General features: G+C 60.8%; 28 protein-coding genes and 1 pseudogene. 17 read left to right on the top strand and 12 right to left on the bottom strand.

Annotated features, from left to right (window positions below; all coding sequences use genetic code 11):
• Positions 1-99: 99 nt before the first annotated feature.
• The 7 genes from wecB to QZL87_RS07945 all read left to right on the top strand — a co-directional run bounded on the left by wecB (position 100) and on the right by QZL87_RS07945 (position 7,005).
• Entirely contained in the window at positions 100-1,215 is a 1,116-nt protein-coding gene (gene wecB, locus QZL87_RS07975) for a UDP-N-acetylglucosamine 2-epimerase (non-hydrolyzing) (protein WP_295326789.1), read from the top strand.
• A complete protein-coding gene (gene wecC / locus QZL87_RS07970; RefSeq protein WP_295326113.1) occupies positions 1,205-2,500 on the top strand; it encodes a UDP-N-acetyl-D-mannosamine dehydrogenase in 1,296 nt (431 codons plus the stop codon). The genes wecB and wecC overlap by 11 nt, the downstream gene beginning before the upstream one ends.
• 21 nt (positions 2,501-2,521) lie before the next feature.
• Positions 2,522-3,352, top strand: coding sequence for a class I mannose-6-phosphate isomerase (locus QZL87_RS07965; protein ID WP_295326111.1), 831 nt, complete (start codon positions 2,522-2,524; stop codon positions 3,350-3,352).
• Between the two features lie 186 nt (positions 3,353-3,538).
• Positions 3,539-4,105, top strand: coding sequence for an ATP-dependent protease subunit HslV (hslV, locus tag QZL87_RS07960; protein WP_295326109.1), 567 nt, complete (start codon positions 3,539-3,541; stop codon positions 4,103-4,105).
• 17 nt (positions 4,106-4,122) lie between these two features.
• Positions 4,123-5,208, top strand: a complete 1,086-nt coding sequence (locus tag QZL87_RS07955; RefSeq protein WP_295326107.1) for an FAD-dependent oxidoreductase — start codon at positions 4,123-4,125, stop codon at positions 5,206-5,208.
• 64 nt (positions 5,209-5,272) lie between these two features.
• Entirely contained in the window at positions 5,273-6,574 is a 1,302-nt protein-coding gene (gene hslU / locus QZL87_RS07950; protein ID WP_295326105.1) for an ATP-dependent protease ATPase subunit HslU, read from the top strand.
• 101 nt (positions 6,575-6,675) lie between these two features.
• A complete protein-coding gene (locus QZL87_RS07945; protein ID WP_295326103.1) occupies positions 6,676-7,005 on the top strand; it encodes a hypothetical protein in 330 nt (109 codons plus the stop codon).
• 39 nt (positions 7,006-7,044) lie between these two features.
• On the opposite strand, the gene QZL87_RS07940 is transcribed toward QZL87_RS07945, so the two are convergent.
• The 7 genes from QZL87_RS07940 to QZL87_RS07910 all read right to left on the bottom strand — a co-directional run bounded on the left by QZL87_RS07940 (position 7,045) and on the right by QZL87_RS07910 (position 11,763).
• Positions 7,045-7,575 (bottom strand): MbcA/ParS/Xre antitoxin family protein, encoded by a 531-nt coding sequence (locus QZL87_RS07940; protein WP_295326101.1) that lies wholly within the window; start codon positions 7,573-7,575, stop codon positions 7,045-7,047.
• 3 nt (positions 7,576-7,578) lie between these two features.
• Positions 7,579-7,938, bottom strand: coding sequence for a hypothetical protein (locus QZL87_RS07935; RefSeq protein WP_295326099.1), 360 nt, complete (start codon positions 7,936-7,938; stop codon positions 7,579-7,581).
• Positions 7,929-8,396, bottom strand: coding sequence for a hypothetical protein (locus QZL87_RS07930; RefSeq protein WP_295326096.1), 468 nt, complete (start codon positions 8,394-8,396; stop codon positions 7,929-7,931). Before QZL87_RS07930 ends, QZL87_RS07935 begins: the two co-directional genes overlap by 10 nt.
• Before the next feature lie 132 nt (positions 8,397-8,528).
• On the bottom strand, positions 8,529-9,137 hold the full coding sequence (locus tag QZL87_RS07925; RefSeq protein ID WP_295326093.1) for a hypothetical protein: 609 nt from the start codon (positions 9,135-9,137) through the stop codon (positions 8,529-8,531).
• Positions 9,137-9,733 carry a hypothetical protein gene (locus QZL87_RS07920; RefSeq protein ID WP_295326090.1) on the bottom strand — a complete coding sequence of 199 codons (597 nt, stop codon included), beginning with the start codon at positions 9,731-9,733 and terminating at the stop codon, positions 9,137-9,139. Before QZL87_RS07920 ends, QZL87_RS07925 begins: the two co-directional genes overlap by 1 nt.
• Positions 9,734-10,151: 418 nt before the next feature.
• Positions 10,152-11,075 (bottom strand): nucleotidyltransferase and HEPN domain-containing protein, encoded by a 924-nt coding sequence (locus QZL87_RS07915; RefSeq protein ID WP_295326087.1) that lies wholly within the window; start codon positions 11,073-11,075, stop codon positions 10,152-10,154.
• Positions 11,076-11,127: 52 nt separating this feature from the next.
• Positions 11,128-11,763, bottom strand: a complete 636-nt coding sequence (locus QZL87_RS07910) for a hypothetical protein (protein WP_295326085.1) — start codon at positions 11,761-11,763, stop codon at positions 11,128-11,130.
• Between the two features lie 45 nt (positions 11,764-11,808).
• On the opposite strand from QZL87_RS07910, the gene QZL87_RS07905 reads away from it, so the two are divergent.
• The 9 genes from QZL87_RS07905 (at position 11,809) to QZL87_RS07865 (ending at position 20,747) form a co-directional block, all read left to right on the top strand.
• Complete coding sequence (locus QZL87_RS07905; RefSeq protein WP_295326082.1) at positions 11,809-12,327, top strand: helix-turn-helix transcriptional regulator; 519 nt, start codon at positions 11,809-11,811, stop codon at positions 12,325-12,327.
• Positions 12,328-12,386: 59 nt separating this feature from the next.
• Complete coding sequence (locus tag QZL87_RS07900; RefSeq protein WP_295326078.1) at positions 12,387-12,719, top strand: hypothetical protein; 333 nt, start codon at positions 12,387-12,389, stop codon at positions 12,717-12,719.
• 40 nt (positions 12,720-12,759) lie between these two features.
• The gene (locus tag QZL87_RS07895) at positions 12,760-13,233 is read left to right on the top strand and encodes a hypothetical protein (protein ID WP_295326074.1); all 474 of its coding nucleotides are present in this window, start codon (positions 12,760-12,762) and stop codon (positions 13,231-13,233) included.
• Positions 13,234-13,383: 150 nt separating this feature from the next.
• A complete protein-coding gene (locus QZL87_RS07890; protein ID WP_295326787.1) occupies positions 13,384-13,983 on the top strand; it encodes a GntR family transcriptional regulator in 600 nt (199 codons plus the stop codon).
• Entirely contained in the window at positions 13,980-14,237 is a 258-nt protein-coding gene (locus QZL87_RS07885; protein WP_295326069.1) for a hypothetical protein, read from the top strand. Before QZL87_RS07890 ends, QZL87_RS07885 begins: the two co-directional genes overlap by 4 nt.
• A gap of 15 nt (positions 14,238-14,252) precedes the next feature.
• Positions 14,253-14,915: a sigma-70 family RNA polymerase sigma factor gene (locus QZL87_RS07880; RefSeq protein ID WP_295326065.1), complete on the top strand. Its 663-nt coding sequence runs from the start codon at positions 14,253-14,255 to the stop codon at positions 14,913-14,915.
• Complete coding sequence (locus tag QZL87_RS07875; protein WP_295326062.1) at positions 14,908-15,921, top strand: DUF4880 domain-containing protein; 1,014 nt, start codon at positions 14,908-14,910, stop codon at positions 15,919-15,921. The genes QZL87_RS07880 and QZL87_RS07875 overlap by 8 nt, the downstream gene beginning before the upstream one ends.
• A 94-nt stretch (positions 15,922-16,015) precedes the next feature.
• Positions 16,016-18,556, top strand: coding sequence for a TonB-dependent receptor (locus QZL87_RS07870; RefSeq protein WP_295326059.1), 2,541 nt, complete (start codon positions 16,016-16,018; stop codon positions 18,554-18,556).
• A 10-nt stretch (positions 18,557-18,566) separates the two neighbouring features.
• Complete coding sequence (locus QZL87_RS07865; RefSeq protein ID WP_295326055.1) at positions 18,567-20,747, top strand: prolyl oligopeptidase family serine peptidase; 2,181 nt, start codon at positions 18,567-18,569, stop codon at positions 20,745-20,747.
• Position 20,748: 1 nt separating this feature from the next.
• Here QZL87_RS07865 and QZL87_RS07860 read toward each other — a convergent pair whose 3' ends face one another.
• The 5 genes and pseudogenes from QZL87_RS07860 to QZL87_RS07840 all read right to left on the bottom strand — a co-directional run.
• Entirely contained in the window at positions 20,749-22,470 is a 1,722-nt protein-coding gene (locus QZL87_RS07860; RefSeq protein ID WP_295326051.1) for an asparagine synthase C-terminal domain-containing protein, read from the bottom strand.
• Positions 22,470-22,811, bottom strand: coding sequence for a lasso peptide biosynthesis B2 protein (locus QZL87_RS07855; RefSeq protein WP_295326785.1), 342 nt, complete (start codon positions 22,809-22,811; stop codon positions 22,470-22,472). Before QZL87_RS07855 ends, QZL87_RS07860 begins: the two co-directional genes overlap by 1 nt.
• Positions 22,812-23,175: 364 nt before the next feature.
• Positions 23,176-23,316: a hypothetical protein gene (locus QZL87_RS07850; protein ID WP_161786571.1), complete on the bottom strand. Its 141-nt coding sequence runs from the start codon at positions 23,314-23,316 to the stop codon at positions 23,176-23,178.
• Between the two features lie 510 nt (positions 23,317-23,826).
• Positions 23,827-24,498 carry a hypothetical protein gene (locus QZL87_RS07845; RefSeq protein WP_295326046.1) on the bottom strand — a complete coding sequence of 224 codons (672 nt, stop codon included), beginning with the start codon at positions 24,496-24,498 and terminating at the stop codon, positions 23,827-23,829.
• 171 nt (positions 24,499-24,669) lie between these two features.
• Positions 24,670-24,803 (bottom strand): annotated as a pseudogene (locus QZL87_RS07840) (IS5/IS1182 family transposase); the annotation flags it as partial.
• A 224-nt stretch (positions 24,804-25,027) separates the two neighbouring features.
• Between QZL87_RS07840 and QZL87_RS07835 the strand changes: the two are divergent.
• A complete protein-coding gene (locus QZL87_RS07835; RefSeq protein ID WP_295326042.1) occupies positions 25,028-26,407 on the top strand; it encodes an ISL3 family transposase in 1,380 nt (459 codons plus the stop codon).
• Positions 26,408-26,535: the final 128 nt, after the last annotated feature.

Genomic DNA, 26,535 nt, shown 5'->3' with positions numbered 1-26,535 from the left:
GGAAGTTATTGCTTAAGAGTGTCGAAAGCATTGCCTGTTAACCCGCGACGCTTCACGCCTGTGCGCACAAGAATCGCGCCCTGGCCCCGGAGGCACTTCATGAAGGTTATGACGGTTTTCGGCACCCGGCCGGAAGCGATCAAGATGTTTCCCGTCGTCCATGCGCTGCGCGAACGGGCCGAAATCGAGGTCCGCGTTTGCGTGACCGCCCAGCACCGCGAAATGCTCGATCAGGTTCTGGACATCGCGCGTATAACAGCTGACGTCGACCTCGACGTGATGACCCCCAACCAGTCGCTCGACGCCCTGCTCGCCCGGCTCGTCACCGGCCTAGGCGAGACGTTCGACCGCGAAAAACCGGATCGCGTCCTTGTTCACGGCGACACGCTGACGACGATGGCTGCGACGCTCGCCGCCTATTTCCGCAAGATTCCCGTCGGCCATGTCGAGGCGGGGCTGCGTAGCGGAAATATCTATCATCCCTGGCCTGAGGAGGTGAACCGCAAGGTCGCGGGCGCGGTCGCCGACCTTCATTTCGCGCCAACCGAAACCGCCGCGGCGGCCTTGCTCGCCGAGAACGTGCCTGCGGAGCGCATCCACGTCACCGGCAACACCGTGATCGACGCGCTGCTCGCGACCAAGGCGCGGATCGGTGGCGAACCCTCGCTCGCCGCCGGTCTCGACGCCTTGGCCGCGCGTTTTTCGGACAGGCGGATCATCGCGGTCACGTCGCACCGCCGCGAGAATTTCGGCGAGGGGATGAAAGCGATCGCCGATGCGATCGCCGGAATCGCCGCGCGCGACGACGTCGCGGTCGTTTTTCCGGTCCACCCCAATCCGCACGTCCGCAGCGCGATGGAACCGATCCTCGGCAATCTTGCCAATGTCGCGCTGATCGACCCGCTCGATTATCCGCATTTCGTCCGCCTGCTCGGGATGAGCACGCTTGTGCTCACCGATAGTGGCGGCGTGCAGGAGGAAGCGCCCTCGCTCGGCAAACCGGTCCTCGTGATGCGCGAAACGACCGAACGCCCCGAGGGGATCGAGGCCGGCACCGCGCGCCTTGTCGGCACCGACAAAAATCGCATCGTTTCGGAAATTTTCAGCCTTTTGGACGATGAAAACGCCTATAACGCCATGGCCCGCGCCCATAATCCCTTCGGTGACGGCCGCGCGGCGGAACGAATAGCGGAGATTGTTGCGCGTGCCCATTGATAGCGAACAGACGGTCACCGTCCTCGGCCTCGGCTATATCGGCCTACCCACCGCCGCGCTGATCGCGCGCTCGGGCAACAAGGTCACGGGCGTCGATGTCAGCCAGCACGTCGTCGACACGGTCAACAATGGCAAGGTGCATATCGAGGAAGTCGATCTCGACGGCCTCGTCCAGGGCGTCGTATCGCGCGGCGCGCTAGTGGCCGCGACCGAGGTCGCGCCCGCCGACGTTTTCGTCATCGCGGTGCCGACGCCGCACGACGAGGAGCATCGCCCCGACATCGGCCATGTCCTGTCGGCCGCGCGCGCGATCGCGCCCAAGCTTCAGCCGGGCAATCTCGTCATCCTCGAATCGACTTCGCCCGTTGGCACCACCGAGAAGGTCGCGGCGTTGCTCGCCGAGCTGCGCCCCGATCTCAAGGTGCCGGGCGCCTGTAACGGCGCCGCCGACATCTTCGTCGCCTACTGCCCCGAGCGCGTGCTGCCGGGCCGCATCCTCGTCGAGCTCGTCGACAACGACCGCTGTATCGGCGGCATCACGCCGCGCTGCGCGCGCCGCGCGATGACCTTCTACCGCCAGTTCGTGCGCGGCGCTTGCGTCACCACCTCGGCGCGCGCCGCCGAAATGGTCAAACTCGTCGAAAACAGTTATCGCGACGTCAACATCGCCTTCGCCAACGAACTGTCGATGATGGCCGAGCACATGGGCGTCGACGTGTGGGAGGTGATCCGCCTCGCCAACCGCCACCCGCGCGTCAACATCCTTCAGCCGGGACCCGGCGTCGGCGGCCATTGCATCGCGGTCGATCCCTGGTTCCTCGTCCATGGCGCGCCCGACCACAGCCGCCTGATCCGCACCGCACGCGAGGTCAATCTCGCCAAGACCGCGCATGTAATCGGCGCCGCCGAAATGCTCGTGTCGCAGTATCCGAAGGCGCGCGTCGCGTGCCTCGGCCTCGCCTTCAAACCCAATATCGACGATTTCCGCGAAAGCCCCGCGGTCGAAGTCGCCGCCGCGCTCGCGCGCCGTTTCGGCAAGCAGATCGAGATCGTCGAACCCTATGCGCGCGGCCTGCCGATGGAATTCGCGGGCACCGGCGCCGAGCTGATCGACCTCGACAGCGCGCTCGCCGGCTGCGACCTCCTCATTGTCCTCGTCGATCACGACCTCTTCAAGTCGATCCCGATCGAGGAACGCGGCGACAAGATCGTCTATGATACCCGCGGTCTCTGGCTCGACCAGCCGAACGGCGCGGCCGGCAATCGGCTGCACAGAGCCGCCTGACGCTCTTCGCTTGACGCTTCTATGGCGACCCAGCATCCTGATGCGATGCTGACCCGCCTCGAAACGATCGTCGTCGAAAAGCCGTGGGGCCGCACCGACATCCCCGCCGATTTCGGCGACTTCGGCGGCCGCCGCATCGGGGAGATATGGTTCGCCAACCCCGCCGGCGACGACGCGCCGATCATGGTCAAATTCCTCTTCACGTCGGAGCGGCTGTCGATTCAGGTTCACCCCAATGACGAAGCCGCGCGCGCCGCCGGATTCCCGCGCGGCAAGGAGGAATGCTGGCTGATCCTCGATGCGCAGCCGGGTGCCGAGCTGGGCGTGGGCCTCAACCGCGAAACCGCGCGTGAGACGCTTCACGACGCCGCGCTCGACGGATCTATCGTCGACATGATCGACTGGCGGCCCTCGAAGGAGAATGACTTCGTCTATAATCGGGCGGGCACGATCCACGCGATCGGCGGCGGGCTCACCGTGGTCGAGGTTCAGCAGAATGTCGATTGCACCTACCGCCTCTACGATTACGGCCGGCCGCGCGAGCTGCATCTCGACCAAGGACTCAAGGTCTCGAACCCCGGTCCGGTCCACGACCCGCGCGATACGGTCGTCGACCCCGCGGCGAACCGCATGCTGGTAAGCGGCCCGCATTTCCATCTCGCCCAGCTCGCCGTCCCGATCGATCCGGCCATCATCGAACAGGCGACGGGTGAGCTGACCTTCGTGCCACTTTCGGCCGGCTGTCGAGTCGCGGGCGAAGCCATCGCGCTCGGCGAGGCCGTACTGCTTACCGATCCGACCGAGATCGAGGTCGATGAAGGCGCCCGCGCGCTCCTGACCTGGCCTGCCTGATCCTCCCTGTGCCGCAGGCATGGGGAGGTGGCAGCGCGAAGCACTGACGGAGGGGCTAATGGCGCAACGTTGTCGCCCCTCCACCATCGCCTGCGGCGACGGTCCCCCTCCCCACGGCTTCGCCGCAGGGAGGATCGAGCCGCCCTCCCCTTGCAGCCCCGCCGCCCATCGCCCATATCCCGCCGCATGACCAATCCCCATGCGCAAAGTGCCGCGCCCTGGCACGGAACCACTATCCTCTCCGCCCGCAGCGACGACAAGGTCGTCATCATCGGCGACGGCCAGGTGTCGATGGGCCAGACGGTGATGAAGCCCAATGCGAAGAAAGTCCGTCGCCTCCATGACGGCAGCGTGATCGGCGGTTTCGCGGGCGCGACCGCCGACGCCTTCACTCTCTTCGAACGGCTCGAGGCCAAGCTCGAGCGCCACAATGGCCAGTTGCTGCGCGCCGCGGTCGAACTCGCCAAGGACTGGCGCACCGACAAATATCTCCGCAATTTGGAAGCGATGATGATCGTCGCCGACAAGGAGGTCACGCTCGTCATCACCGGCAACGGCGACGTGCTCGAACCCAAGGGCGGCATCGCCGCGATCGGCTCGGGCGGCAACTACGCCCTCTCCGCCGCGCGCGCGCTGGCGGACTATGAGAAGGATCCCGAGGTGCTGACGAGGAAGGCAATGGAGGTCGCCGCGGACATCTGCGTCTACACCAACGACCAGTTCACGTCCGAGACCATCGACATCAAGGGCTGACCCTCTATGGTCGCGGGGTGATTCACGCCCTCCCCCGCCGCCATTTCGTTGCCGCCTCGGCCGCGCTCGCCCTGCCCGGCTGCGCCACTACCACGGTCCGCACCCCCACCGCCTGCCTTGCACCGGTCAAGGCGTCGCCCGACCGTGTCATCCGCACTGTCGCTGGCCTGCGCCCCTATCGTCCCGGCGGCTTCGTTGTTCGCGCCGATACGCTCGGCGCCAAGCGGCTCGTCCACAATTACGGCCACGGCGGTTCGGGCATCACGATGAGCTGGGGCACCGCGAAGCTCGCGGTCGAAATGAGCGCGCCCGGCCACAGCGGCCCCGTCGCGGTGATCGGCGCCGGCATCGTCGGCCTGTCGACCGCGCGGCTGCTGCAGGAAGCGGGTTTTCCCGTTACCGTCTATGCCAAGGCGCTGCCGCCCGACACGACTTCGAATATCGCGGGGGGGCAATTCCATCCCTTCGGCCTGTTCAAGGCAGACGCGGTCACCCCCGAATGGCGGCGGCAGTTCACCGCGGCGCTCGATTACAGTTGGCGACGCTTTCAGATCATGGTCGGCGACGATTATGGCGTGCGCTGGCTGACGACCTATTCCGAAGGCTCGCCCGAGGAACCCAAGCTTGCGACCTTCCCGCCCGCCGCGCGCGCGCTTCGCCCTGATGAACACCCCTTCCCGGTCGAGCGGCTCTGGCAATATGACACGATCTATGTCGAGACCGGCCGCTATCTTCGCCAGATGATGCGCGATATCGAGGGCGCGGGCGGACGCATCGCGGTGCGCGGCTTCGCGTCGCCCGCCGAGATCGCGTCGCTCTCCGAAACGCTCGTCTTCAACTGCACCGGTCTCGGCGCGCGCGAGCTCTTCGGCGACACGGAGCTGATCCCGATCCGCGGCCAGCTCGCGATCCTGATCCCCCAGCCGGAGGTCCGCTACGCCTTCACCGGCGACGCAGGCTATATGTTCCCGCGCCCCGACGGGATCGTGATCGGCGGCAGCTACGAGCGGAACATATGGGAGGCCGAGCCCCAGCCCGAGCGCATCGCGCGCATCGTCGACGCGCACCAGCGGCTGTTCGCCGGCTTTCGCTGCCCGGCTTGACTTGCCGGGCCCCCTTCCCATCTAGCCGCCACATGAATTTCTTTCTGCTGGACCTCTCCGACATATGAACAAAGACCTGACCCCGAAGGCGATCGTCGCCGCGCTCGACACGCATATCATCGGCCAGACCGCCGCGAAGCGCGCGGTGGCTGTCGCACTGCGCAATCGCTGGCGCCGCCAGCAGCTGGCGCCCGATCTCCGCGACGAGGTGACTCCCAAGAATATTCTGATGATCGGCCCCACCGGCTGCGGCAAGACCGAGATTTCGCGCCGCCTCGCCAAGCTTGCCGACGCCCCCTTCGTCAAGGTCGAGGCGACCAAGTTCACCGAGGTCGGCTATGTCGGCCGCGACGTCGAACAGATCGCGCGCGACCTCGTCGAGGAGGCCGTGCGGCTCGAAAAGGACCGTCGTCGCGAAGCGGTGCGCGCCGCCGCCGAAGAGGCCGCGATGGAGCGCCTGCTCGACGCGCTCACTGGTAAGGGTGCCAGCGAGGCGACGCGCCAGAGCTTCCGCCAGCGCATCCGCGAAGGTCACCTCGACGATAGCGAGGTCGAGATCGAGGTTGCCGACGCCCCCGGAATGTCGTTCGAATTGCCCGGTCAACCGGGGCAGATGAGCATGATCAACCTGTCGGACATGCTCGGCAAGGCGATGGGCGGTCCGCCCAAGAAGCGCCGCAAATTGAAAGTCATCGACGCCGCGACGCGGCTGATCGAAGAGGAGCAGGACAAGCGCCTCGACCAGGACGATGTCGCGCGCGTCGCGCTCGCCGATGCCGAAGCGAACGGCATCGTCTTCCTCGACGAGATCGACAAGATCGCGGTCAGCGACGTGCGCGGCGGCTCGGTGAGCCGCGAGGGCGTCCAGCGCGACCTCCTGCCGCTGATCGAGGGCACGACCGTCGCGACCAAATATGGTCCGATGAAGACCGATCATATCCTCTTCATCGCGTCGGGCGCCTTCCACGTGGCGAAGCCGAGCGACCTTCTCCCCGAACTTCAGGGCCGGCTCCCCATCCGGGTTGAACTCGGTGCGCTCTCCGAAGAGGATTTCGTCCGTATTCTCAGCGAGACGAAGGCCGGTCTTCCCGAACAATATGCGGCGCTGCTTGGCACCGAGGGCGTGACGCTGAACTTCACCGATGACGCCATCGCGCGCGTCGCGAAGCTCGCCGCACAAGTAAATGAAAAGGTCGAGAATATCGGCGCGCGCCGCCTCCAGACGATCATGGAACGGCTCGTCGAGGAAATCAGCTTCACCGCCGAAGACGCCCCCGGCACGACGCTCGACATCGACGCCGCCTATGTCGACAGCCAGCTCGCCGACGTCGTCGGCGACACCGACCTCAGCAAATATGTGCTTTGATGATCGGGCGTCGCTCACGCGCACGTGGCTGAGTGGCTGAGTGGCTGAGTGGCTGAACGGCCCCGTGAGTGATGGATCGGACATGCATCACGTGAATTTCGGTGTCCGATCAACCGATCGCGGCATGGACAGGCCCTTGGAAACCGACCGCCGAATGGGGCGGCGCCTATTCAGGCGTCATGGTCGATACGACGGAAGAGCTATGGGATATCCACGACAGAATGCCGGTGATCCTGCATCCTGATGAGCACGAAACAGATATCAGGCTGGATATGGAGCCTGAACGCGACGCCATCTATTATGAACAGCTAGCTCATGTCGCCCGCCTGAAAGGGAGCGCGACCGACGATCCATTTCTGGCTATCCGGCTTCGCGAAGCGGCGATCAGGCACGAACGAATGGCACGAAAGCTTCGCCGCGATTCTGCATGACGCACCAAGGGACGCGTGTCGGATTTGCGGATGGGTTTCTCACTCTTCCGTATCAACGAATATGATCTCGCTATCGTCATAGGGTGGCCAATCGCGCTCGTTCGAGGACGGGGCCATGTAAAGCCCGCCGCGAGCAGCAGCGATGAAGCGGCGTACGGTCATCAGCATTTCTCGAGTTCCGCCGGTGATGAGATCGATCGGCGCTGCTCCTCCGAAAACCCGAGCATCATGTGGCTGACGAAGCCATGCGACACCTTCTTGCTCGTCGTCGAAGAGCGTCCTCAGGCCTATATGAATCCCGAAGGTCGCCGAAATCCGCATCAAGACATCGACGCTCAGCGTGATGTCCCGGTGCTCGCGAGCTTTCTTGACCCAGCCCCGATAGGTCGATCGAGCCGGATTGCCGAGGATCAACCGGCGCTGTTTCTCGGTCAGTCCCCAAAAATTGGCGATCACAAGGAAGGTGCGCAGACTAGCCCCGCTCAGCCGTCGCCGGTTCGCCGGCGCGAACCGTGCGATAGCAGCCTTGGCGGCGGAGCTGGAGTTCGAGGAACCGGGGTGCTTATCCATCTCTCACACATCCGGCGAGATTGACCCGGGCCCGGCATCGGACGCGCCATCGCCTTCTTCAGGCAACGGAACGGCAATCAGCAGCGCGTCAGGGATGAGCGCCAGCGCACCAGCGCTGCGATCGTGATCGCGAAGCAGGAATTCTTCATCGATTGCGGGCGCGCCTTCCGCCTCATAGCCGTCTTGTTGAACGCGGACCTTGTAGGTGGAGATGCGGCCGCCTGCGATATTCCCGGCCCTGATCTCGCCGATCTTGTACTTCCGCTCCTCGCGGCCCCAGGGCCAGACTTCGATATTCACTACCAGCATCATTTCTTCCTTTTCATATCTATAGCGACGCCATTCTTCGGGGGTCAGATCCACTCAGGGTTCAGCGCGTCGAAATCGACCGCCTGCTTCAACCCGAGCCTGGTCAGCTTGAACGCGGGTTTGCTTGCATCCTGATCGGGTACGAAATGGAGCACGTGATCGATCAGGCAGAGGCGGTATTCGCGGTGCCAGACGGGCACGAGGCCGTGGATCCCAATGTCGACGACAACCCGGTTCGCTCCAGTCCCCGGCCGCGCGACATAGACCATGAGCGCGTCGCAGCGTGACAGGCCCATGATGTCTTCGACGGCATGATGATCGCCGACGGCCGAGGACTTGGCCGGCACGATCAGCAGATCGGCATCGGCCGCGATCAGATAGTGCGCGCATTTCGCGGGCAATATCGGCGGCTTCTCGTCGAGTTCGATCCCGGCGGTCCGGACGATCGCGAGCGCCGACCTCAGCGTTTCCATTTCTTCGGCTCGGTCGATCGCGTTGGGGTATTTGGGCATATATAATCCATTCCTTGGCAGCGCTGGCTGGACAGCGGCTGCTTTCCTTCATTCGCTCCAGCCACAGCTGAGCAGTCTTCTTTCGGGTTTGTTCTGGGGGCGGTCGTGGCGCAGCGGCAGGCCGTCGGCGCGTCAGGCGCCGGGGCTGCGTCCTTGATGTGCCTGCCACTCGGCCCACTCCGCAGCGAACATCGCCTTGCCTGCATCCGCCGCAAACGGTCGCACAAAGTCGGCAAAGCCGTAGGCTTTGAGCTCGCGCGCCAAGGCCATCAGGTGCACATGCGGCGGATTGGTCGAGCCGATCTGGACCGGCAGGTGGAAGGCGGCGATGACGGCGAGATTACGCTCGCGGCAAAGCCGTTCGCGAGCAAAAGCGCGCACATCTTCCCAGATGACGTGGATCCGGTCGGCGTCAGGAAAACGGATCGTCATCATGACGAGCAGATCCTTCTGCCCTTCGAAGGCCTGTTCTTCATATTGCTCGCACAAGCGCTTCGGATCGAGGCAATCGTCATGCGCCATCGATGGAAGCAGGACGTCCCAGCGGTAGCATGTGGGTTCCCATGGCGCCGTGACGTCGGCCTTGCGTCCCGGCGACAGACGCCGGAGCACCGAACCCGGAGCGCTCTGGATCGGTCCGGTACCGATCTGGCGTCGGACGACCCCGAAAACGAGGTCGGGGTCGCTGCCGCCTTCGACCGGGACAAAATCGAGGCCGTCGATCGCAGGTCGTTTTTTCATCACCATGACCACCCTCCGCGAAGGTGCGCGTCGAGATGCGCGCTCGCGCGCTCGATGCCGGCGGTCTGGTCCCAGTCGTCGGCGTATGGCGAATGCTCGGTCAGGAACAGGCCGTGGGGCAACAATCGGACCGAGGGACCGTCACCGGAGGGCACCAGCCAGCTGTCGCCCGAGAGGCCGCGGAACAGCCGATAATCCTCGAGCCATTTCAAATCGCCGTCGCTGGGTAGAACGAGGTCGATCGTGACATCTGTTTCCGAATGGCCGCGCGAATGCCGCAGCAACACGACAGGATGACGGGTTGCGATCGCTTCGGCCTCCATCTCGGCGAGGAACAGCGGAGCGGCACAGGCGGTCGCGCGCACGATGACGCCTGGCGTCGCGATGAACAGGCTGTCGGCCAGGAACCCGGCCATGTTCAGCACGTCGCGGGTCGCGCGGCTGTGCATCAGCGACGCCACGTAGCGCATGAGCTTGAGGTCGGTGCGCGTTGCAGTGGGTAGCGTGACGCTGCCCTTGATCACGCGCCCCAGCATGGCCGGGCGCGGCTCGATCATCAGATCGATTGCGCCGTTCGGTGGATAGAAGTTCGTCATTGGACTTGCTCGTGTTGCACGAGCCCGGGTGCCGGGGCTCTCGGCAGCCCCAGCGTCAGATGTTTTTCATCCTTCTCGCAGGGCCAACCTGCGCCTTCTCTTCCGTTTGGACTTCGGAGTGTGATCGCGCCGCCTTATTGTCCGAGAGACCTAGGTCGACGATTAGTCACGGCGGCGCGCCGCGATTGCCTTATCCGAGCAGGCTTGGAATAGACGCGGCATGATATCCGTAGCTCAATTCCTCGCGTCGATCGCTCCGTCGGGCGAGTCGTTCGACTGCACACCGACCGCGGCCTGGGACGGCGACGGTCCGATGTGGTGCGCGCCGTCTTAGCGGTGCGGCAAATGCCTGATAGGGACGCTGTTCCATCGAGAGGCAGCCATCCAACTCGCAAGGGGGAGCATGCAACATGCCACTCTAGACAGACGCTCTCGCCTCCAGCTCCGAAATTCGGTCCAGGCAAACCGCATGCACGGCCTGCCCTAATGCATCGACGTTCCCGCTCAGCCGAAGCAATTCTTCGTGGTTGATACGGTAATGCTTGGAATATCGGGCCTTAACGTAGGCCTCTTTCAGCTTTTCAAACAACGCCCGATCTTCACGCCGTTCTCGAGGCCAGGCATCGACAAGGCGCATATCTATGCGCTCGGCCTGGGTACGCAGGAAGGCGAGATTATGGACGTGCGGGGTGTAGAAGGTGCAGACAAGGAGGACGCAGTGATACAACCGTTCGGCCGCTTGATGGAGGGAAAAAGCTGCCTCCTTCAGCCTCCCCTTCTCGCGGTAAAATTCAGTCCCCTCCAATAGCGCTGCAGCACTGGGAAACCATTCGTCGAAATATTCCTTCGCCATCGCCAGCGCCTGCTCGGGCGTCTTCGGTTTTGGAGTATGGAGCTGCTTGTCATCGTAGCTGTAGAGCGCGATGCCATCACGCGCGACGTCCATGAAGAAATAGCGCCCGTGCGCGAGGCCATCGTTCACCTCTTGCAGCGTATGCACGATGAAATTCACCGGCGTGTGCAGGCTCTTGTCAATGGCAAGTTCGCGGATGAGCCGGTCATCGAGCTTGAGCCAGTAATCGACGCGTTCGGTCAGGCGCTTGTCATTGACGATGATGAGCAAATCGAAGTCGGACAGATATCCCTTCGCCGTATGCGGTTCGTCGACCCAGCCGCCCCGGGCGTAGCTGCCATAGAGGATGATCTTTTCGATCCGCCCCTTCTTCTTCCACTGCTTCTGGGCGAGTGCCAGCGCATCCTCGAATTCCTCGAAAATGATCTGGACAACGCGCTCTAATTCACGCTGCTTGCTCGCGGGGAGATGATCCAGGTCGGTACGCATGATCCGATTCACCCTGTCGGGCTGGCCCTTACTTGGCAAGCGTCAAACACGCCTAGCGGCGCCAAAACCGCCACCAGCGCCGCGGATTCGGCTCCAGGACATCGGCCAGAATTTCGAGCCCCCGACAAAGCGCCGCTTCGACTTCGGCAATGCTGATGCCATGCCAGTCAGCAAGTTCAGTAAAGGGTGCATTATCGATGAAATGCCCGCGAAATATCGCCTGGTCCCGCGGCGCCATTAGCAGCATTGCCTGTTCCAATTTGCGAAGGCGGCGACGGTTTCTTGAAGCCATTTTGACCATGTCTGCGTGTTCCGGCAGTTGCCAGCAGAGGCCCATTACGGGTTGATGATCGTGACCGGCATCAATGAAGCGGCCGACATCCGCGAAGGCGTCGGCGGACAGTGTCCGCTCGCTCCTTCCCTCTTTCACATTTGCAAATCTGCTACCGGGAGATCTCTGTTCTCCTCCCCTTCCCTCTTCCTCTTTCCTCTTCCCTCTTCCTCTTCCCTCTTCACTTCTTTCCTTCCGGCCGCACACTCGGGGGGATACGCCCAGCGCCAGCCGGGCCGGTATGGCGAGATGGTTGCGAACTCGATATCCCGCGCCAAAAACCACCATTCTGGCTGTATCGGCGACAAAACTGCAATATCGACTCGACCTCCACGCCGTCGGCATGAAATAGTTCATTTCATGGACAAAATTTGATCGGAGGGGCGCAGTTGCAGCGGCGCTATGAACGAACTGGAATCGCAAACGGCGGGGGAAGCTGAGCGCTGGGCTCGGCTGACAGACAAGCAACGCGCTTGCCTCGACCTCCTGGTAGAGCGCAAGACATCGAAGCAAATCGCACGCGAGCTCAACATTGCGAAGGTCACGGTCGATCAACGCATCAAGTCTGCCCGCGATATACTGGGCGCCTCCAATCGGGACGAGGCGGCGATAATCTATTCCCGGTTGAAGCCCATATATGACCGGATGATATATGATCCGGTGGGCCTTGCCCGGGCATCGCCTGCGCTGCCAATCGACCGTCCGAACGGGGACAAACCCGTGGTCACCGCGACGAGCGATCGCATGACCATAGTGGGCAAGCTGCCCAGGCAGCTCTCGCCGTTCAGGGATCTATGGAGGCGTGACCACAGCCCATCGAACGTAGTATATATTACCGCGATTATAGCCGTAAGCTTGGCCGTTTTCGTCCTCACCGGGCTGGGAATTGCACAAGCACTCACGCAGTTAATCTCCGGCTGATCCCTACATCGTCGCAACCAAAGATCGGAGCGAGCACCGTTTCCGAAAAAGGAGAAGCTATGTCTATCGAAGTCGCCCCGATTGTGGCCCGCCTGCAACTCGACGTTCCGGCCGCAGAAGCTGTCATCGACGACGCAATGATTGCCCTGTTGTCGCTGACTACCAGCGTCGTGACGGCTCGCCGTGATACTGCCGGCGTGCCGGCTGCAAAAGGCCATGCAATGATTCAACGCCTCACCAAGGCCCAAATGTCGCTCGTTGGCATCAGCGGCGATGTGCTTCGCGTTCACGGCGAACTTGTTACGATCGGTCGAGAGACCGCAGGCTATGACATTCACCAGGATTGCCCCGAACGAAAATCGGCGGTTCTTCCGCTCCACGCTGTCGCCTGACAAATTTGACCGGGAGCCACTGCCATGAATATGGATTGGAATGCGCGTCGTGACATTCTTTCTGCTTCTGTCGGTGGCTCTCGGTTACGCCGTGTTGCGTGGCGGCGGTCCCGAAAGAGTGATGGCGGGGATTGCGACCGGGATGGTCATATCCGATCCCCTCCTCCATCACTTTATGCCGCTCGGCTATGCTTCATTAGACGTGGGCCATCTCGTTATCGACGGGTTCGGTGTTGCGTCCACATTGACCCTCGCGTTGGTGGCATATCGCTTCTGGCCGATGATAGCGGCGGCGCTCCATATCCTGCCAATGATGGCGCATGCCAGCCGGGCTACCGATTTGGCGATGCACCCGGCCGCTTATATGATCATGCAGGTCGCATGGTCATGGTTGGTGCCGCCTTTGCTGATCTTCGCAACCTGGCGGCATCAGCGTCGGTTGCGCGAGAATGGCAGAGATCCAGCTTGGCGATATTCATCCCGGCGGTTCTCCGAGGCGGGACGGCACGAGTAACAGATATTTGTCTCGAGATTGATGAATGTCTCAGTCGACTGCTCCATCAGCGCGACGAGGGAGCCGGATACAATGGCGCCGTCGATGAAGAGCGCCGAGTTTACGGAGTGATGCCCCGTGGCTTGGCACAAGCCAAATTACGCTGATCCCATGTGCCCGGCGCGCGTTCTCGAACCCTGTTACCACGCAATCAAGCGGCGTCTTATGGATGGCTCATGGCCGTGGGGCTCGCGCTTAGAAGCGGGCAAAATCGCCGATATGCTATCAACCAGCATCACGCCGGTCCGGGACAGTCTTCACCGGCTGGTCGGCGAGCGAATGGTCTCATTCGCCCCTGGTCAAGGGTTTCATGTGCCGCGAATGAATGAAACTGAATTGCGTGATCTTTTTAAACTCAATCTCATTCTTCTTCTCGCCGCGATCACTTCTTCTTCGCAAAATTTGTCCGCAATTTCCGTGGATGGGGCGTATCCGGACCAAGTCTCGAATATATTCCTGAAACTGGGTAGCCGATCAGGTAATGGCGCAGTGATCGCAGACATCTCGGCGCTTAATGATCGCCTGTACCAGTTTCGCCGTTGCGATCATCGGTTCTTTCAAGCCGTCGATTCCGAGCTGGAAGATCTCAAAACGGCATCGTACGACGACTTTTCGGGCGCAATATTACGACGTCTCGTCATGCGATATCATAATCGGCGCAGCGCTGAAGCAGCAGGATTTATTCGGCTGATGACATCGAACTTGGATTGACCAGGCTTGCCCTGATTTCGTTGCAGCTTTGGAAATTTTCACATCAGAAAAAGTCGGATTGTATCGACGAAAAAATTTCCACGGTGTTTTGCTTGCCAATTTTCACGGCCGTTGGCATGACGGCACGGCGCAGCGAGCAAAATGGCAGCAGCCGCGTGGAAGTGCCGTCACGCATTATAAACGCTTGTCCCTGCCGGACGGGTGGCCCGACCCTCAAATTGCCGCTTGGCGATTTTACGGCGGCAAAGCGATGAACGACTTGCAGGCTGGTGATAACCCGCCTGCTCGCATTGCCATTTCAGATCAATCCCGTGGCATTTTCTTCATTCAGTCGCGACCGTTCTGCGCGCGCACTCCCACTTTCAACATCGGATCGGATCGAGGAGCCGGAAAAGTCCGTCGACATTTCGGCTGCGGCCCGCACTCCCAACGACGGGAGTGCTGCATTGGATCGAGCCTTTCGCAATGACGGCGCCGTCTTGCTACGCTACCTCGGGCGACACGTTGGTCCAGAGGCAGCGCCAGATTTGATGCAGGAAGTATTCTTGCGCGCCGCTGGTAGCGAACAGCGGCATCGCCTCGCCAACCCGGCTGCCTTTCTCCAGCGCATCGCGCGGAATCTGCTTATCAACCGCGCAGTCAGCAGGCGCCGGAACAAGATCGTCCTGCTGCCGCTCCAGGACGATCATGATGTTGCCACTCCGCCACAGCAGGAACTCGAAATGGAAGCTGCCGATCTCCTCCGGCTCTATGAGCGAGCCATTACAGGTCTAAGCGAGAAAACGAGGCGAGTTTTTCTGATGCACCGTGTCGAGGAACTTAGCTATCGCGAGATTCATCGGCGTCTGGGTATCAGCATCGCGACGGTGGAATATCATATGATGAAGGCCTTGGCACATATCGCTCAAGTAGTGGATCCAATCGATGAATGACAATGATGACGCGAAGCTCGATGACGCCCTTCCCAAGGACGACGCGCTCACCTGGAGCATCAGGATGCGCGGCGAGGTGACGGAAGCGCTTCAGGGAGAATTCGAGCAATGGCTCGCAGAATCGCCCCGTCACAGACAGGCCTATGATCGCTATTCTCGCGTGATGAGCCAAGCCGAGATCCTCAAATCGCCCGGGCAAACCGACGAGGCGAACTCGGCGAAACTAACCAGACGGGCTTCGAAACGCTGGCTGATGGTCGGCGCAGCCGCTGCGGCAGTCATTGTGTTTGCGATCACGATCAGCGCCGGAGGAACTCCAATCCCGGGTTCGGGCGTCGTCCTATCTGCCCACGCTGCGGAACCGCTGGTAACCGAACGCGGCGAAATTCGTAGTTTCGAACTTGAGGATGGATCAACGGCGACGCTCGATTCCGACACCCGGATCGAGGTATCGATATCCCCAGACACACGATATGTGCGCGTGGCACAAGGCCGGGCTCGGGTGAAGGTTGTCAATGACGTCCGCCCTTTCCGGCTCGCGGCTGGTCAAGGCATCGTGACTACGAACGAAGGCGTTGTCGATGTGATGATAAATGACGACCGTGAGGTCGTGGTAGAGTTGATCAGCGGAAAGGCAGATCTCGCCTCGACAACGCGCGTTGTTCCCGCAGCCACGCCGCCCCGGCCATTACAAGGCGGCACGGAGGTCCTCTACCGTGCTGACGACAAACAGGTCCGGCCTACCGCGCGGAAGAGCAGGAAATCCTCACTCGAGTGGCCGTCCGGTTGGGCGGTGCATCGTTCGATCGCCCTGAATGAGCTAATTTCGGAAGCCAACCGATACGCTCCGGTTCCGATTATCGTGGAAGACCCGAATCTCGCGAAGCGTAAAATCTCCGGGCGATTCAAGATCAACGAAACTGAAATGTTCCTGAAGCACGTTGCGGGCCTGTTTGATCTTACGATTCACCAGCGTCCAGACGGCGTCTACCTCCGCAGCCAATAAAATATTCACCGGCCGCCTAAGGTTACCCTCCCCCTGATTGTCGAAGCATTCCCGATAGGCACTGCGCGCAGCGCGGGCAATTTGGGGAGGCTTTATGAAGATTTGGAAATCACGCACGGTACAGGCACTTCTAGCTGGCACAATCATGGCGTTGTCACCACTGGAATTGGCCGCTCAGGAAACCGAACACTATGCGTTCGACATTCCGACACAGGACCTGGGCGATGCGCTGAGAACGGTCGCCGCGACGGCCGACTGGGAACTCTATGCCGCAGCGGATGAGATAAATGGCGTTTCCGTCCCTCGGCTGCGCGGAACCTTTACAGCCAAAGAGGCTATTGAAAGGCTGTTACAAGGGACGGCGCTGGTGGCCCGGTTCGACAAAGAATCGGTGTTGATCGAGAAGCGATCCGGGCGCGGCGCGGCCGTGGCCCAGGTGTCAGAAGAAGCCATCGTTGTAACGGGAACGCGCATTGAGGGTGCACCTCCGGCTGCCCCCGTCATCACGATCACGAGCCAGGACATCAAGAACGCCGGTTTGGCTGATCTCGGCGAAGTGGCGCGCAGCCTTCCTCAGAATTTCGGAGGCGGCCAAAACCCGGGAATCGGGTCGGCCCAAGGCACGCAAAACGAGAATGTGAACGTCAATGGCGCATCGACCTTCAATCTCCGCGGCATCGGACCTAACGCGACCCTCACTCTGCTGAACGGCAACCGCTTCGCCTATAGCGGGACCAACAGCGTGATCGACGTGAGCGCGATACCGGTTGCCGCAGTCGAGCGCATCGAGATCGTTACCGACGGAGCATCAGCGATATATGGTGCCGACGCGGTCGCCGGTGTGGTCAATATCCTGCTGCGCAAGGACTACGAAGGGTTCACGACGACCGCGCGGCTCGGCGGCTCGACCGATGGCGGCAATTTCCAGCAGCAGTTTAGCCTGCTCGGCGGAACCAAATGGTCGACCGGCGGCATCCTTGCAGTTTATGACTATTTCGACAACAGCGCGATCCGTGCCGACGATCGCAGCTTTTCATCAAGCAGCAATCCCGCCTCTACTTTCTATCCCGATCTGAAGCGCCATAGCGTACTCCTGAGCGCTCACCAGCAGTTCACCCCTGGCGTCCGCCTCAAGGCAGACCTGATCTACAAACGCGGCGACATGACGTCGGTGCGCGGCCTGTTCGTCGATCGGCCGATCGAAACCCGCGGGACCCGGGTTGTAAATGAGTTCGAGACATTCGGCATCGCTCCGACGCTCGAAATCGACCTTGGCGGCGACTGGAACACGCGCCTGACGGGATTCTACGGCACCGACGAGACCTACGGCGTCACCGATAATTTCACCAATGGCGTTGCCGCCAAGCTGATCCGGATTTTCGACAATCGCAATATCGCCATCGAGGCAGGCGCGGAGGGCCCGCTATTCGCTCTGCCCGCGGGTGATGTCCGGCTAGCAGCAGGCGGAGGTTGGCGTCAGAATCGCATTCACGGCGAATTTTCTGGGCGCAACATCACGCCGGCGCGAGAGAACAAATTCGCTTACGGCGAATTGTTCATTCCACTGGCAAGTCCGGATCAGAACCTCGGCTTCGCCCATCGTGCCTCCTTCACCGCGGCTTTGCGCTGGGAGGACTATTCGGACTCGGGCAGCATTGTGACGCCAAAGTTAGGGCTGGTCTATTCACCGGCGCCAGAGTTCAGTCTTGGTGTCTCTTGGGGCCGGTCGTTCAAGATGCCGACGCTCATCCAGCAATATACCGGATATTCCGCAAGCCTCGTGCCGGTCACCGGCTATGGCACGCAGTTTCCGGCAGGTTCGACCTTCGTTTACATCGGCGGTCCCAATCCGGAGGTCGGTCCTGAACGCTCAGAGAATATGACGCTAAGCGCCACGTTCCGTCCGTCAACACGCCTCCAAATCGTAACGAGCCTTTTCAATATCGACTATCGCGACCGCGTCGGACCGCCGCTGAGATCGGTGCTGGGAGCACTGACCGAGCCCCTCTACTCGCACCTCGTGACCTTCAATCCGACTGCGGCCGAACTCGATGCCGCGATCGCGGGCGCCGCCGGCCCGCTGGCGAACGGCACGACCGGTCCCTACGACCCGGCCAACGTAATTGCTCTTCTCGACGGGCGCGACCGCAATATCGCAGAACAGAGATATCGCGGCGCCGATCTCGCAATCCGCTATCGCGCTTCCCTGAGTAGGGGCCGGTCACTGACTCTCAGCGCCGGAGCGACTTGGCTAGACAGCCAGCAGCGTCTGCTTCCCGGTCTGCCGATCACTGATCTCGCGGGCAATATCTTCAGCCCGCCGCATTTTCGCGCGCGCGGCGGTGCGGCTTATGACGGTGGCCGGTTTACCCTCGCCGCCTTCTCGAGTTTCACTGGCGGTGTGACGGACCGCCGCCGCGCAGTGCCTATCGAGATTTCTCCAGTCGCAACTTTCGATCTCACCGGCCGATTCAAGATCGCGGGCGTCGCGGACGTCACGGTTAGCGCCCTCAATATATTTAATGCGAAGCCCGACCAAATACTTGTAGCAGCGCCAAACAACACTCCGTTCGATTCGACGAATTATTCCGCCATCGGGCGTTTTCTCGCCCTGACGATCAGCCGCGATTGGTGAGAGGGAGGCCATGCTGAACTCCCACAAGCCCGGCCTGTTCGCCGCGGCGTTCCTGGCCGCCGTGACTCTCTCCCCTGCCTCCCCGGCGGGGGAGAGAAAGGGCCGACCCTGGACGTTTGAGGATATCCTGCTGGTCCCAGAAGTGAACGAACTCGCGCTTTCAGCGGACGGGCGTTTTGCGATTTACTCGGCGGAGATCGCAGATTCCAGCGCAAAGCGGACCCGTGCGCAGATCCGAATCGTCGATATCCGTGCGAGAACGCAGCGCAGCATCGCGAACGCCGACATCGCGAAATCGTTAAAGCGGATTCCGGGCAGCGGCGACTGGAGCGGCCTTCTCGATATCGGAGAGGGACTGCAACTTTACCGGATCGCGGCCGATGGCAAGATCAGTCCGATTGTCAAAAATCCTGACCGGGTGGCGGTCGGCAAGGCTGACCTCTCGGTGGTCATGGGTGGCGGGACCCCGCCGCACGAGATCGGGATATTGGCCTATGACTGGTCCCCCGACGGGCAATGGCTCTGGTTTTCGCAGCTCAAGGCGAAGTCCGGTCCGCCTCCCGTCCGCTTCGATGACGCGGTGACCCGTTTGCGCAGCCGCAGGCGATCATCAATCGAGGCCGAGGTCGAATTTTTCCTGCGCGCGCCCGACGGAAGCATCGACAAGATCATCACCCGTCCGACCAGCGATCGGATGGCGATGCACGCCGGAGGCAAGGTTATCTGGCGCGGTGACGAGATTCTTTTCAGGACCGAGGCCCCGGATGGCACACCCGGCAGCGTCTTCGAGACGCTCGCATGGAACCGCAAGCAGAAGAGCTTCCGTATCATATCGAACGAGCGTGACGCGCGCACGCTGACGATGCTCAGAGGGCCGCGGGGCGGCGCACTCTCCGCCACAGGAATCGGCGCGGCACTCGACCTTGTAGAAAACGGTCCGGGCAATGAGCGCCACCACTATGGCCGGTTCGCTTTCACCATCGGCGATCACAATTACGCGACCAGCCTCGATGGGCGGAAGACTATCATTGGCACACGCAGCCTCGGAACATCGCGCTACGGCCTCGCCTTGGTGGAAAAGACAGGCGTACGCGAGATCACCGGCACCGGCAGTCTAACAAAATGCAGTTTCGATGATCAGCTCAGTTTTGCAATCTGCGTGGAAGAAGGCGTTTCGATGCCGCCAAGACTTGTTCGCGTCGACATTGCCCGCGACGCCACCGAGCCCATTGTGACAATTTCCCCTCGCCATGACGAGATCGCACCGCTTCAGGCGCGCGCCAGAACCTGGATCAATCGCAATGGTTACAAGGCTTCGGGCTATGTCCTCTACCCGCGAGAATTCCGTCCCGGCACACGCTATCCGGCGATCGTAATCACCCACGGGTTTGACGCCGACGAGCGCTTCGCCAAGGCGGAAAACCAGTGGAACTATCCCGCACAGCTCTTTGCCGAGCGCGGCTATGTCGTGCTGTTGATTAACGATCCGTCGCCCTATCAGTCAGCGGATCTGCGCGCGGCCTACAGCGCCTGGTCCCGAGGTAGTGGGCCGCCCGATCCGGAGACAGTGAGGCGGCTCATCTGGATCGAAGGCGTCCATAGCCTGGTGGATGCCATAAACGAACTTGCGGCCGAGGGCCTCGTCGACCCAGCACGCGTCGGGATTGCCGGCTACAGCCGCGGAGCGCAGATGGTCAATGTCGCGATCACGCGGACTCGAATTTTCAGCGCCGCGTCGAGCGGCGATGGCGGCTTTCTCGAACCTTCTGGCTACGCTGGATGGCCGGCGAGCTATGACCCCGTCTATAGCGGCTCGCCAATGAGTGAGCATTTCGAACAGTATCGCCGCTTCGCGCCTTCTCTCAATGCCGTGAAAGTCTGTACGCCGGTCCTGCAACAGGTTGCGGCCGCCTCCCCGGCACAGGCCGAACTGTTCGATGCGCTACGGGCGGCGAAAGTACCCACCCAGCTTACCTATTATCCCGGAGCCAGCCCGGCATCCGACGAAACGCACATCTTTCATATCCCGTCGAACCGTATTGTCGCCATGCGCGAGAATATGGCTTGGTTCGACTATTGGCTGCTCGGCAAGCGCGATACGGACGCCCCTTTTCCCGAACGCTTCGCCGTGTGGGATCGGATGGCTGCAAACGGTAAACCGCGCTGCGGCACCGCCGAGTCAGTTCGTTAGCTCAACCGCCATTCCAGTGACGCGCCCAGCTCTCGGCCGCGGCGAAAGCAAGAATGCGTTGCTCGCGCGCATTGCCCCGCCAGGAAATATCTTCGGGCTCGTCCAAGAGGGATATATCGATGATACCGGCGGCGGCCAGGACGCCGTCGCGGATCAGCTCGTGAAGGCGATCACGCTGTGTCCTATAAATCGAAAGGCTGAACTCCGCCGGACCGCCCTTCTGCTGCCGCTCAATGATCGTTCTTGGGAGCCGGTTCGAGAAGGCGGCGCGGGCGACGGCGCGGTCGCGTCCGTCGGCTATCCAGCGCCAAGTCGGAATAGCGAGACATCGTTCGACGATCGGCTGGGAGAGCAGCGGCGCGATGTGCAGCGGCGCGCTTCGCCGCGGATAAAGCTCGAGGCTTTTCTGGGCTCGCATCAGGAACGCGACATGAACCGTCTTCCCGGGGAGGGCGTCGGCGGGCGCCGAGAGCCATGGATGAGAAAAACCCTGCGCTTCGATCCGCGCCAGCATCTCCCTTTCAAGGCCAAGCTCATTGTAGCGCGGCAGATGTGCCCCGCCTGAGCGCCTGTGCCGCAACCAAGCGTGCCTGAGCACCGTCACGATGTCCGCCCCGGTGAGGCTGGAGATATCCCGAACTGTTTTGCCGAGACCGGTACGCTGTCCTTTGGACAGGAAATGATCGAGTAGCGGAACGGCGCTGCGAATGCTGCAAAATATTCCGTCGCCGCCGTTGCCGGAAAAATGCGCATCGGTAGGCATTTCAGACTGCAATCGCCGATGGACGGCGCCAACCGCCTGTTTGAATATCGGAGAGATCGGCCAGGGGTGGTGAGGCGTGACTGCACGCTCAACGTCGATATCAGCAAGGTCGAGCGGCGCATCGCGTAGGGGGATCCCGAGCGAACTCGCCACGGCGTGCGCATAAGGGCGCTCATCGCCAGCAGCGCCTGGACTGACGAGCGTTAGGGCCGTCAGCCTTTCCGACCGCGGAGTGGCCGCCACAGCAACGATCGAGGAATCCAGACCGCCAGATGATCCCAGCAGGATCGAGGGAAAACAGCTCGACCAAGAGCCGACGCAATCGGAAATCGTCTCGCAAAGCTGGCTTGTCTCGTCCCCGGTAGACATTTTTCTGGGAGCCACATGGTCCCATGGTGACCACCATCGTTCGATCCGCGAGCTTCGCTGATCGACCACGAGACACTCTCCCGCAATCAGTTCCTCGACGCCGGCAAGACAGGTGTTCCGGCCGCGAGCATCTCCCGAGGCCAGGATGCGCCCGATTTCTTCAAAGTTGACCCGGCCCAGTCCCGGCGCCGCCAAATCAGTGACATCGCAAGCCAGCGCCGTCGCGCGCCCCGAGCGCCGGAGGTAGCAAGGCAATAGACCGGACGGGTCCCGCAGCACGTAAAGCGCGCCGTCCTCCGTGACATGGACAAAGACGTAACCGCCCCAATAGCCAGTAATCAGCGCCCGCCCATTGGCAGCAGCGAGTGCGCTCCCGTCCTCCCCTGCCCCTTTGCGCACGCGCACGCTCGGCGGCCCCTTTCGGAATAAATATCCGAGAACGACGGTTCTTGCGTCGATCACGATCATCGGCTCATCCGACCAGAGCATCACATTTGCGGCAGTGAAGTCTGGAGCACGTTGGAAAATTTCCTGACCCTCTGAAGGCTTCCCAGCGGCGAGATTGACGTCGATGTAGAAACCGCCAGTCATCAGACAGCAAATATCGGCTGGTAGCGGCGGACGATGTCGAGCGTATCGGTGAGAACCACGTCGCCGGCCTGCACCCAGCAGTGCGCCGAGAATGGCATCGTGACTCCGAACACGAGCCTTGCATCGCAGCCCCGCTGAGCCAACATGCGTTTCATTGCGATTCCCCGGACGAGGCATTGGTCTTCGGCGGAAACGAGACGTCGGCTGCGGAGAAATGCCGCCGCGATATTCTGGCAGACACGCTCGCCGCACGAAGCGTTTCGGGGGCGGCCTCGGCCCAACCGCTCGACGATCTCGAGAAGGCTGTCCCGACGAAGCTCGACGCTGGCGCGACGCTGCATCCAGATTGCCCGCAAGATTTGCCGCGCAGACGCCGCGCCGAGCGGGCCGTCAACAAGACTCTCGACAGCATGCGTAAAGGCGGGCAGCGTCGGCGAGTCTTCGGCTTGCCCCGGACCGATCAAACCGGCGGCAAGGAGCTGGGAAAGCGCGTGGCCACTTGGCGCTCCGTTCAAATAGCTCTCGAAGGCAGGGTGAAAATGGAGCGGAAGGAGAAAATAGCGGTCAGCCGGCAAATCGAAGAAAATGTAATCGCCTCCGATCCGGCGATGGTGAAGCCCTGGGCGCAGGTGAAGTGACACGATCGGCAATGGTGCGATAGCGACTGCGGTTGGCGTGCCACCGTTCGGCGGCACGCCTACGCTTTCAATCGTCGGTGCTGATCGCACCCACGAGGCCATAATGATCGCCATCCTCGAAATCGGGCTCGCCGAGTTGCTTGATGCCGCGCGTCTCGACGCTGATGGCACCGAGATCGATCATTTCCTCATTATTCAGGGTTTTCATCGCATTTTCCTTCCGAATAGACAGCTCAACTGAACTGCATCCGAAAAGTTATTCAGCAGACGACTCAAGTTCCACTTTATAATCTGATTATAATCGAATGAGATTTAGCAGAATAAGACTAGGGCAAGGTCGTATGTCGTCTTAACACCCTCAAGAGTCGGCAGTCTCGGTAGCGGCCCCTCCTCTTGGCATCGCGCTGGACATAACACGGATGCCGGCCCAACCTCTTTTGGCTCGATCACTCATCAATCTTTGTTCCCTGGATGCAAACGTGCCATTTTCGCGGACTTTCTATTCGAGGCTGTCCATCGATCACCGATGCGTGGTTTACGACGGCTCCCCCCTAACGAGATGGAGCATGGCTTCGGCGACGCGAATGCGCTCTTCTTGGTCGAACACCGTCTCGACAGCGGGTCACCTATTCCAATTTCCGTCGATAACCCGTCACCAACGCAGAACGTTGAGTTCGCTGCCCTTGCCGGAGCGTCGTATGATTTCGAGGTCACCGCCTCACTTGCACCCGTCGAACAGAGTTCGCTCGTCGCATTCACCGTAAGCAGCCTCGAAGTCTTCGAATTCATATGCCGTCTGAACTGTCGTCAGCGTAGACATCGGTTGTCCATCAGCCTCATGGCGCTGCATCATGTACGCGATGACCTGGCCGCCAATATGTTGACGTTTGTCGAGATCCAACCTGTCCTGCTCGAACCGGAGGCGTCGACATGCTCTCACGAGATCGCCTGGGAAAGCTGTGATAGGAAATGCACCACCCAAACCTGGCTCGGGGTAAGTCCCGTGCCCGAGAGGCTCGCTTTCGAAATCGTTCGAAGAGCGGTATGCAAAACCTCCAAATTGATCATCGTCGGGATCATAGCATAGATGATAAATATCGGCGGGGCCACCGCCGCGCTCCTCGTCCGACATCTCTGCCCAAATTTTCCGAAGCCTGCTAGGCGTACAAAGATCGAGCACGTGCATATGGGCTGCCAGGATCTCGCTAACGATCTTGAGCGACCAGCGTTGAAACAGGACCATCGAACCAGTCCCGGATACAAGACCGTGCATGTGAGGTAGCGTCAGGACTTTGGCCGTAAACATCAATGGTCGGCCATCACGGGAGACGAGCGTATCGGTCGCAAGGAAAATCCCTTCATCGGTGATCGCAAAATTAAGAGCTGTCATTGGGCCTCCATTCCTCGCTGCGTCTGAACGTCGGAGGTAAATTTTTTGTTTCTTAGCAGCGAATTAGGAGGGCCGCGAGAGACCGCGCGAGGCAATCAACTCGTCATCGCATGGCAACTTCGATGCCAGCGACACCCTTGGTTGAGCGAGAGCTTCAGGCGTCGTCGCGCATAGAAAAAACCAGCGCCGGAGCGTCGAGGCGACCGGAAAATATGGTAGCAGGATCCGCCACGGTGACCTGCCGCGCATCAGGTAAAGAATGCCCAGACAATATACCGCACCGGCCACTTGCGCAGGCGCCGCAAATGCGGGGTCGGCGGAAAAAAGGGAGCCAACCACCGTCGCATTCGGAACCGGTTGAAGCACTTGGCAAGGCGGCCTTGGGCTCCTGGATTGAACGGCATCGCTATGCAGGATGAATAATCCGGCAACCGACCGGCGCGACAACATATCCGATGCAACCAAATCGGCAGCAATTTCGCGTGCCGATAAATACATTATTAAGTAATTTCAAACCACTAATTCGAGCATGACAAATATTATGCTAATGCCCGACTGGTCAGTTTCCGACGTTTATGTTGACGAGAATGACACTTACCAAATCACTGCAACCTATGATCTCGCACCCGACGAGTGCGCACGATGTGAAGACCCTGCCCGACTGGTCAAGCGGGGCGCAACAACCAGGATTTTTGTGGATGCACCGGTTCATGGCAGGCACACCTTCATCCATGTCCGACACAACAAATATACTTGTCGCACATGCGGGGCGTCGTTCAAGCAGATCTTGCCAGGAATGCATCACACCCGCCGGATGACCAAGCGCTTGGTGGAATATATCGAGAAACAATCTCTGTTGAAGCCGATTGCTCACGTGGCCGAAGACACTGGCGTGTCAGAGACAACCGTCTGGGAGATCAGCAAAGCGTATTTCGCCAGATTATCCGAACATCATGCGCGCAATTTACGCGCTCCCCGCCACATCGGAATCGACGAACTGGCGCTAGTTAATAAACAGATGCGGGCGATCTTCATCAATCTTGAGGACAGTTGGCCGTTCGAGTTACTTCGTAACCGAACTCTGAAGTCCGTTCAGAACTTTCTTATGAAGATACCGAACCGCGGGGATGTCGAGGCGGTTACGATGGACATGTGTGATTACTATAGGACGGCTGTAAAGAGAACGATGCCACAGGCTGCCATTATCGTCGACCGATGGCACATGGCCGATAAAGTTAATGGCGCTATGGATGAGGCGCGCCGTCGCTATCAGCGAAAGATCCACCGCGGTCGCGTGAAGGCTCTCAAAGGCGTGAATGGGATTTTTCTAAAACGAAGGTCAGAACTCAGTGGGAGCGAGGAAATTGAACTCGGAGGCTGGCTCGCAAATTCAGAGGAGCTCTATGCCACGTACGAGGCAAAAGAGGCGCTGCTTAGCATTTGGGATTTACATGACCGCGCCACCGCGGAAGAGGCCCTCGACGAGTGGCGCGCTCGCATACCGAACGATGACAAGCATGTTTTCGCCGGCGTCGCGGGCGTGATCGACGATTGGCGGACAGAAATATTGAACTTCTTCGACCACGGGCGACTTACAAATGGCCCGACCGAGGCGAGAAACGGCGCTATAAAGCGGGTGTACAATTATGGCGCTGGCTATGATTTTGAATCGATCCGAGCACGCGCGCTTTTTGGAAAGCGCCCGGGCAGACGTAAAGAGGAAGCGGATGCAAAGGACGAGGCGTGGCGCGCGAGAAAACCCGTCTGCATCAGATGTAGTCAACCTATAGACGCGGCTGCCCTGATGGAAGATTGGAAGGCCTATGTCGCGCCGCTCATGGAACCGCCGCCCCGCGTTCACGAACACGCCCTTTGCGAGGAATGCTCGAAACCAGAGGCATGGTCGTAAGCGGCCGTGCGAGGCTGGCCCCATTTGGCCAGCCCGCCTGCTCGGGCAACTCTCACTGCGGGTCCAGTTCGATCCAGAACCAGTTTCCCCAACTCCAAAATCCGCTTCTTTTCAAACCGGCCGTTTAC

Origin of the sequence: uncultured Sphingopyxis sp., from assembly GCF_900078365.1 — a bacterium.
Taxonomy (GTDB): domain Bacteria; phylum Pseudomonadota; class Alphaproteobacteria; order Sphingomonadales; family Sphingomonadaceae; genus Sphingopyxis.
This window is presented reverse-complemented; position numbering and strand designations above follow the sequence as displayed.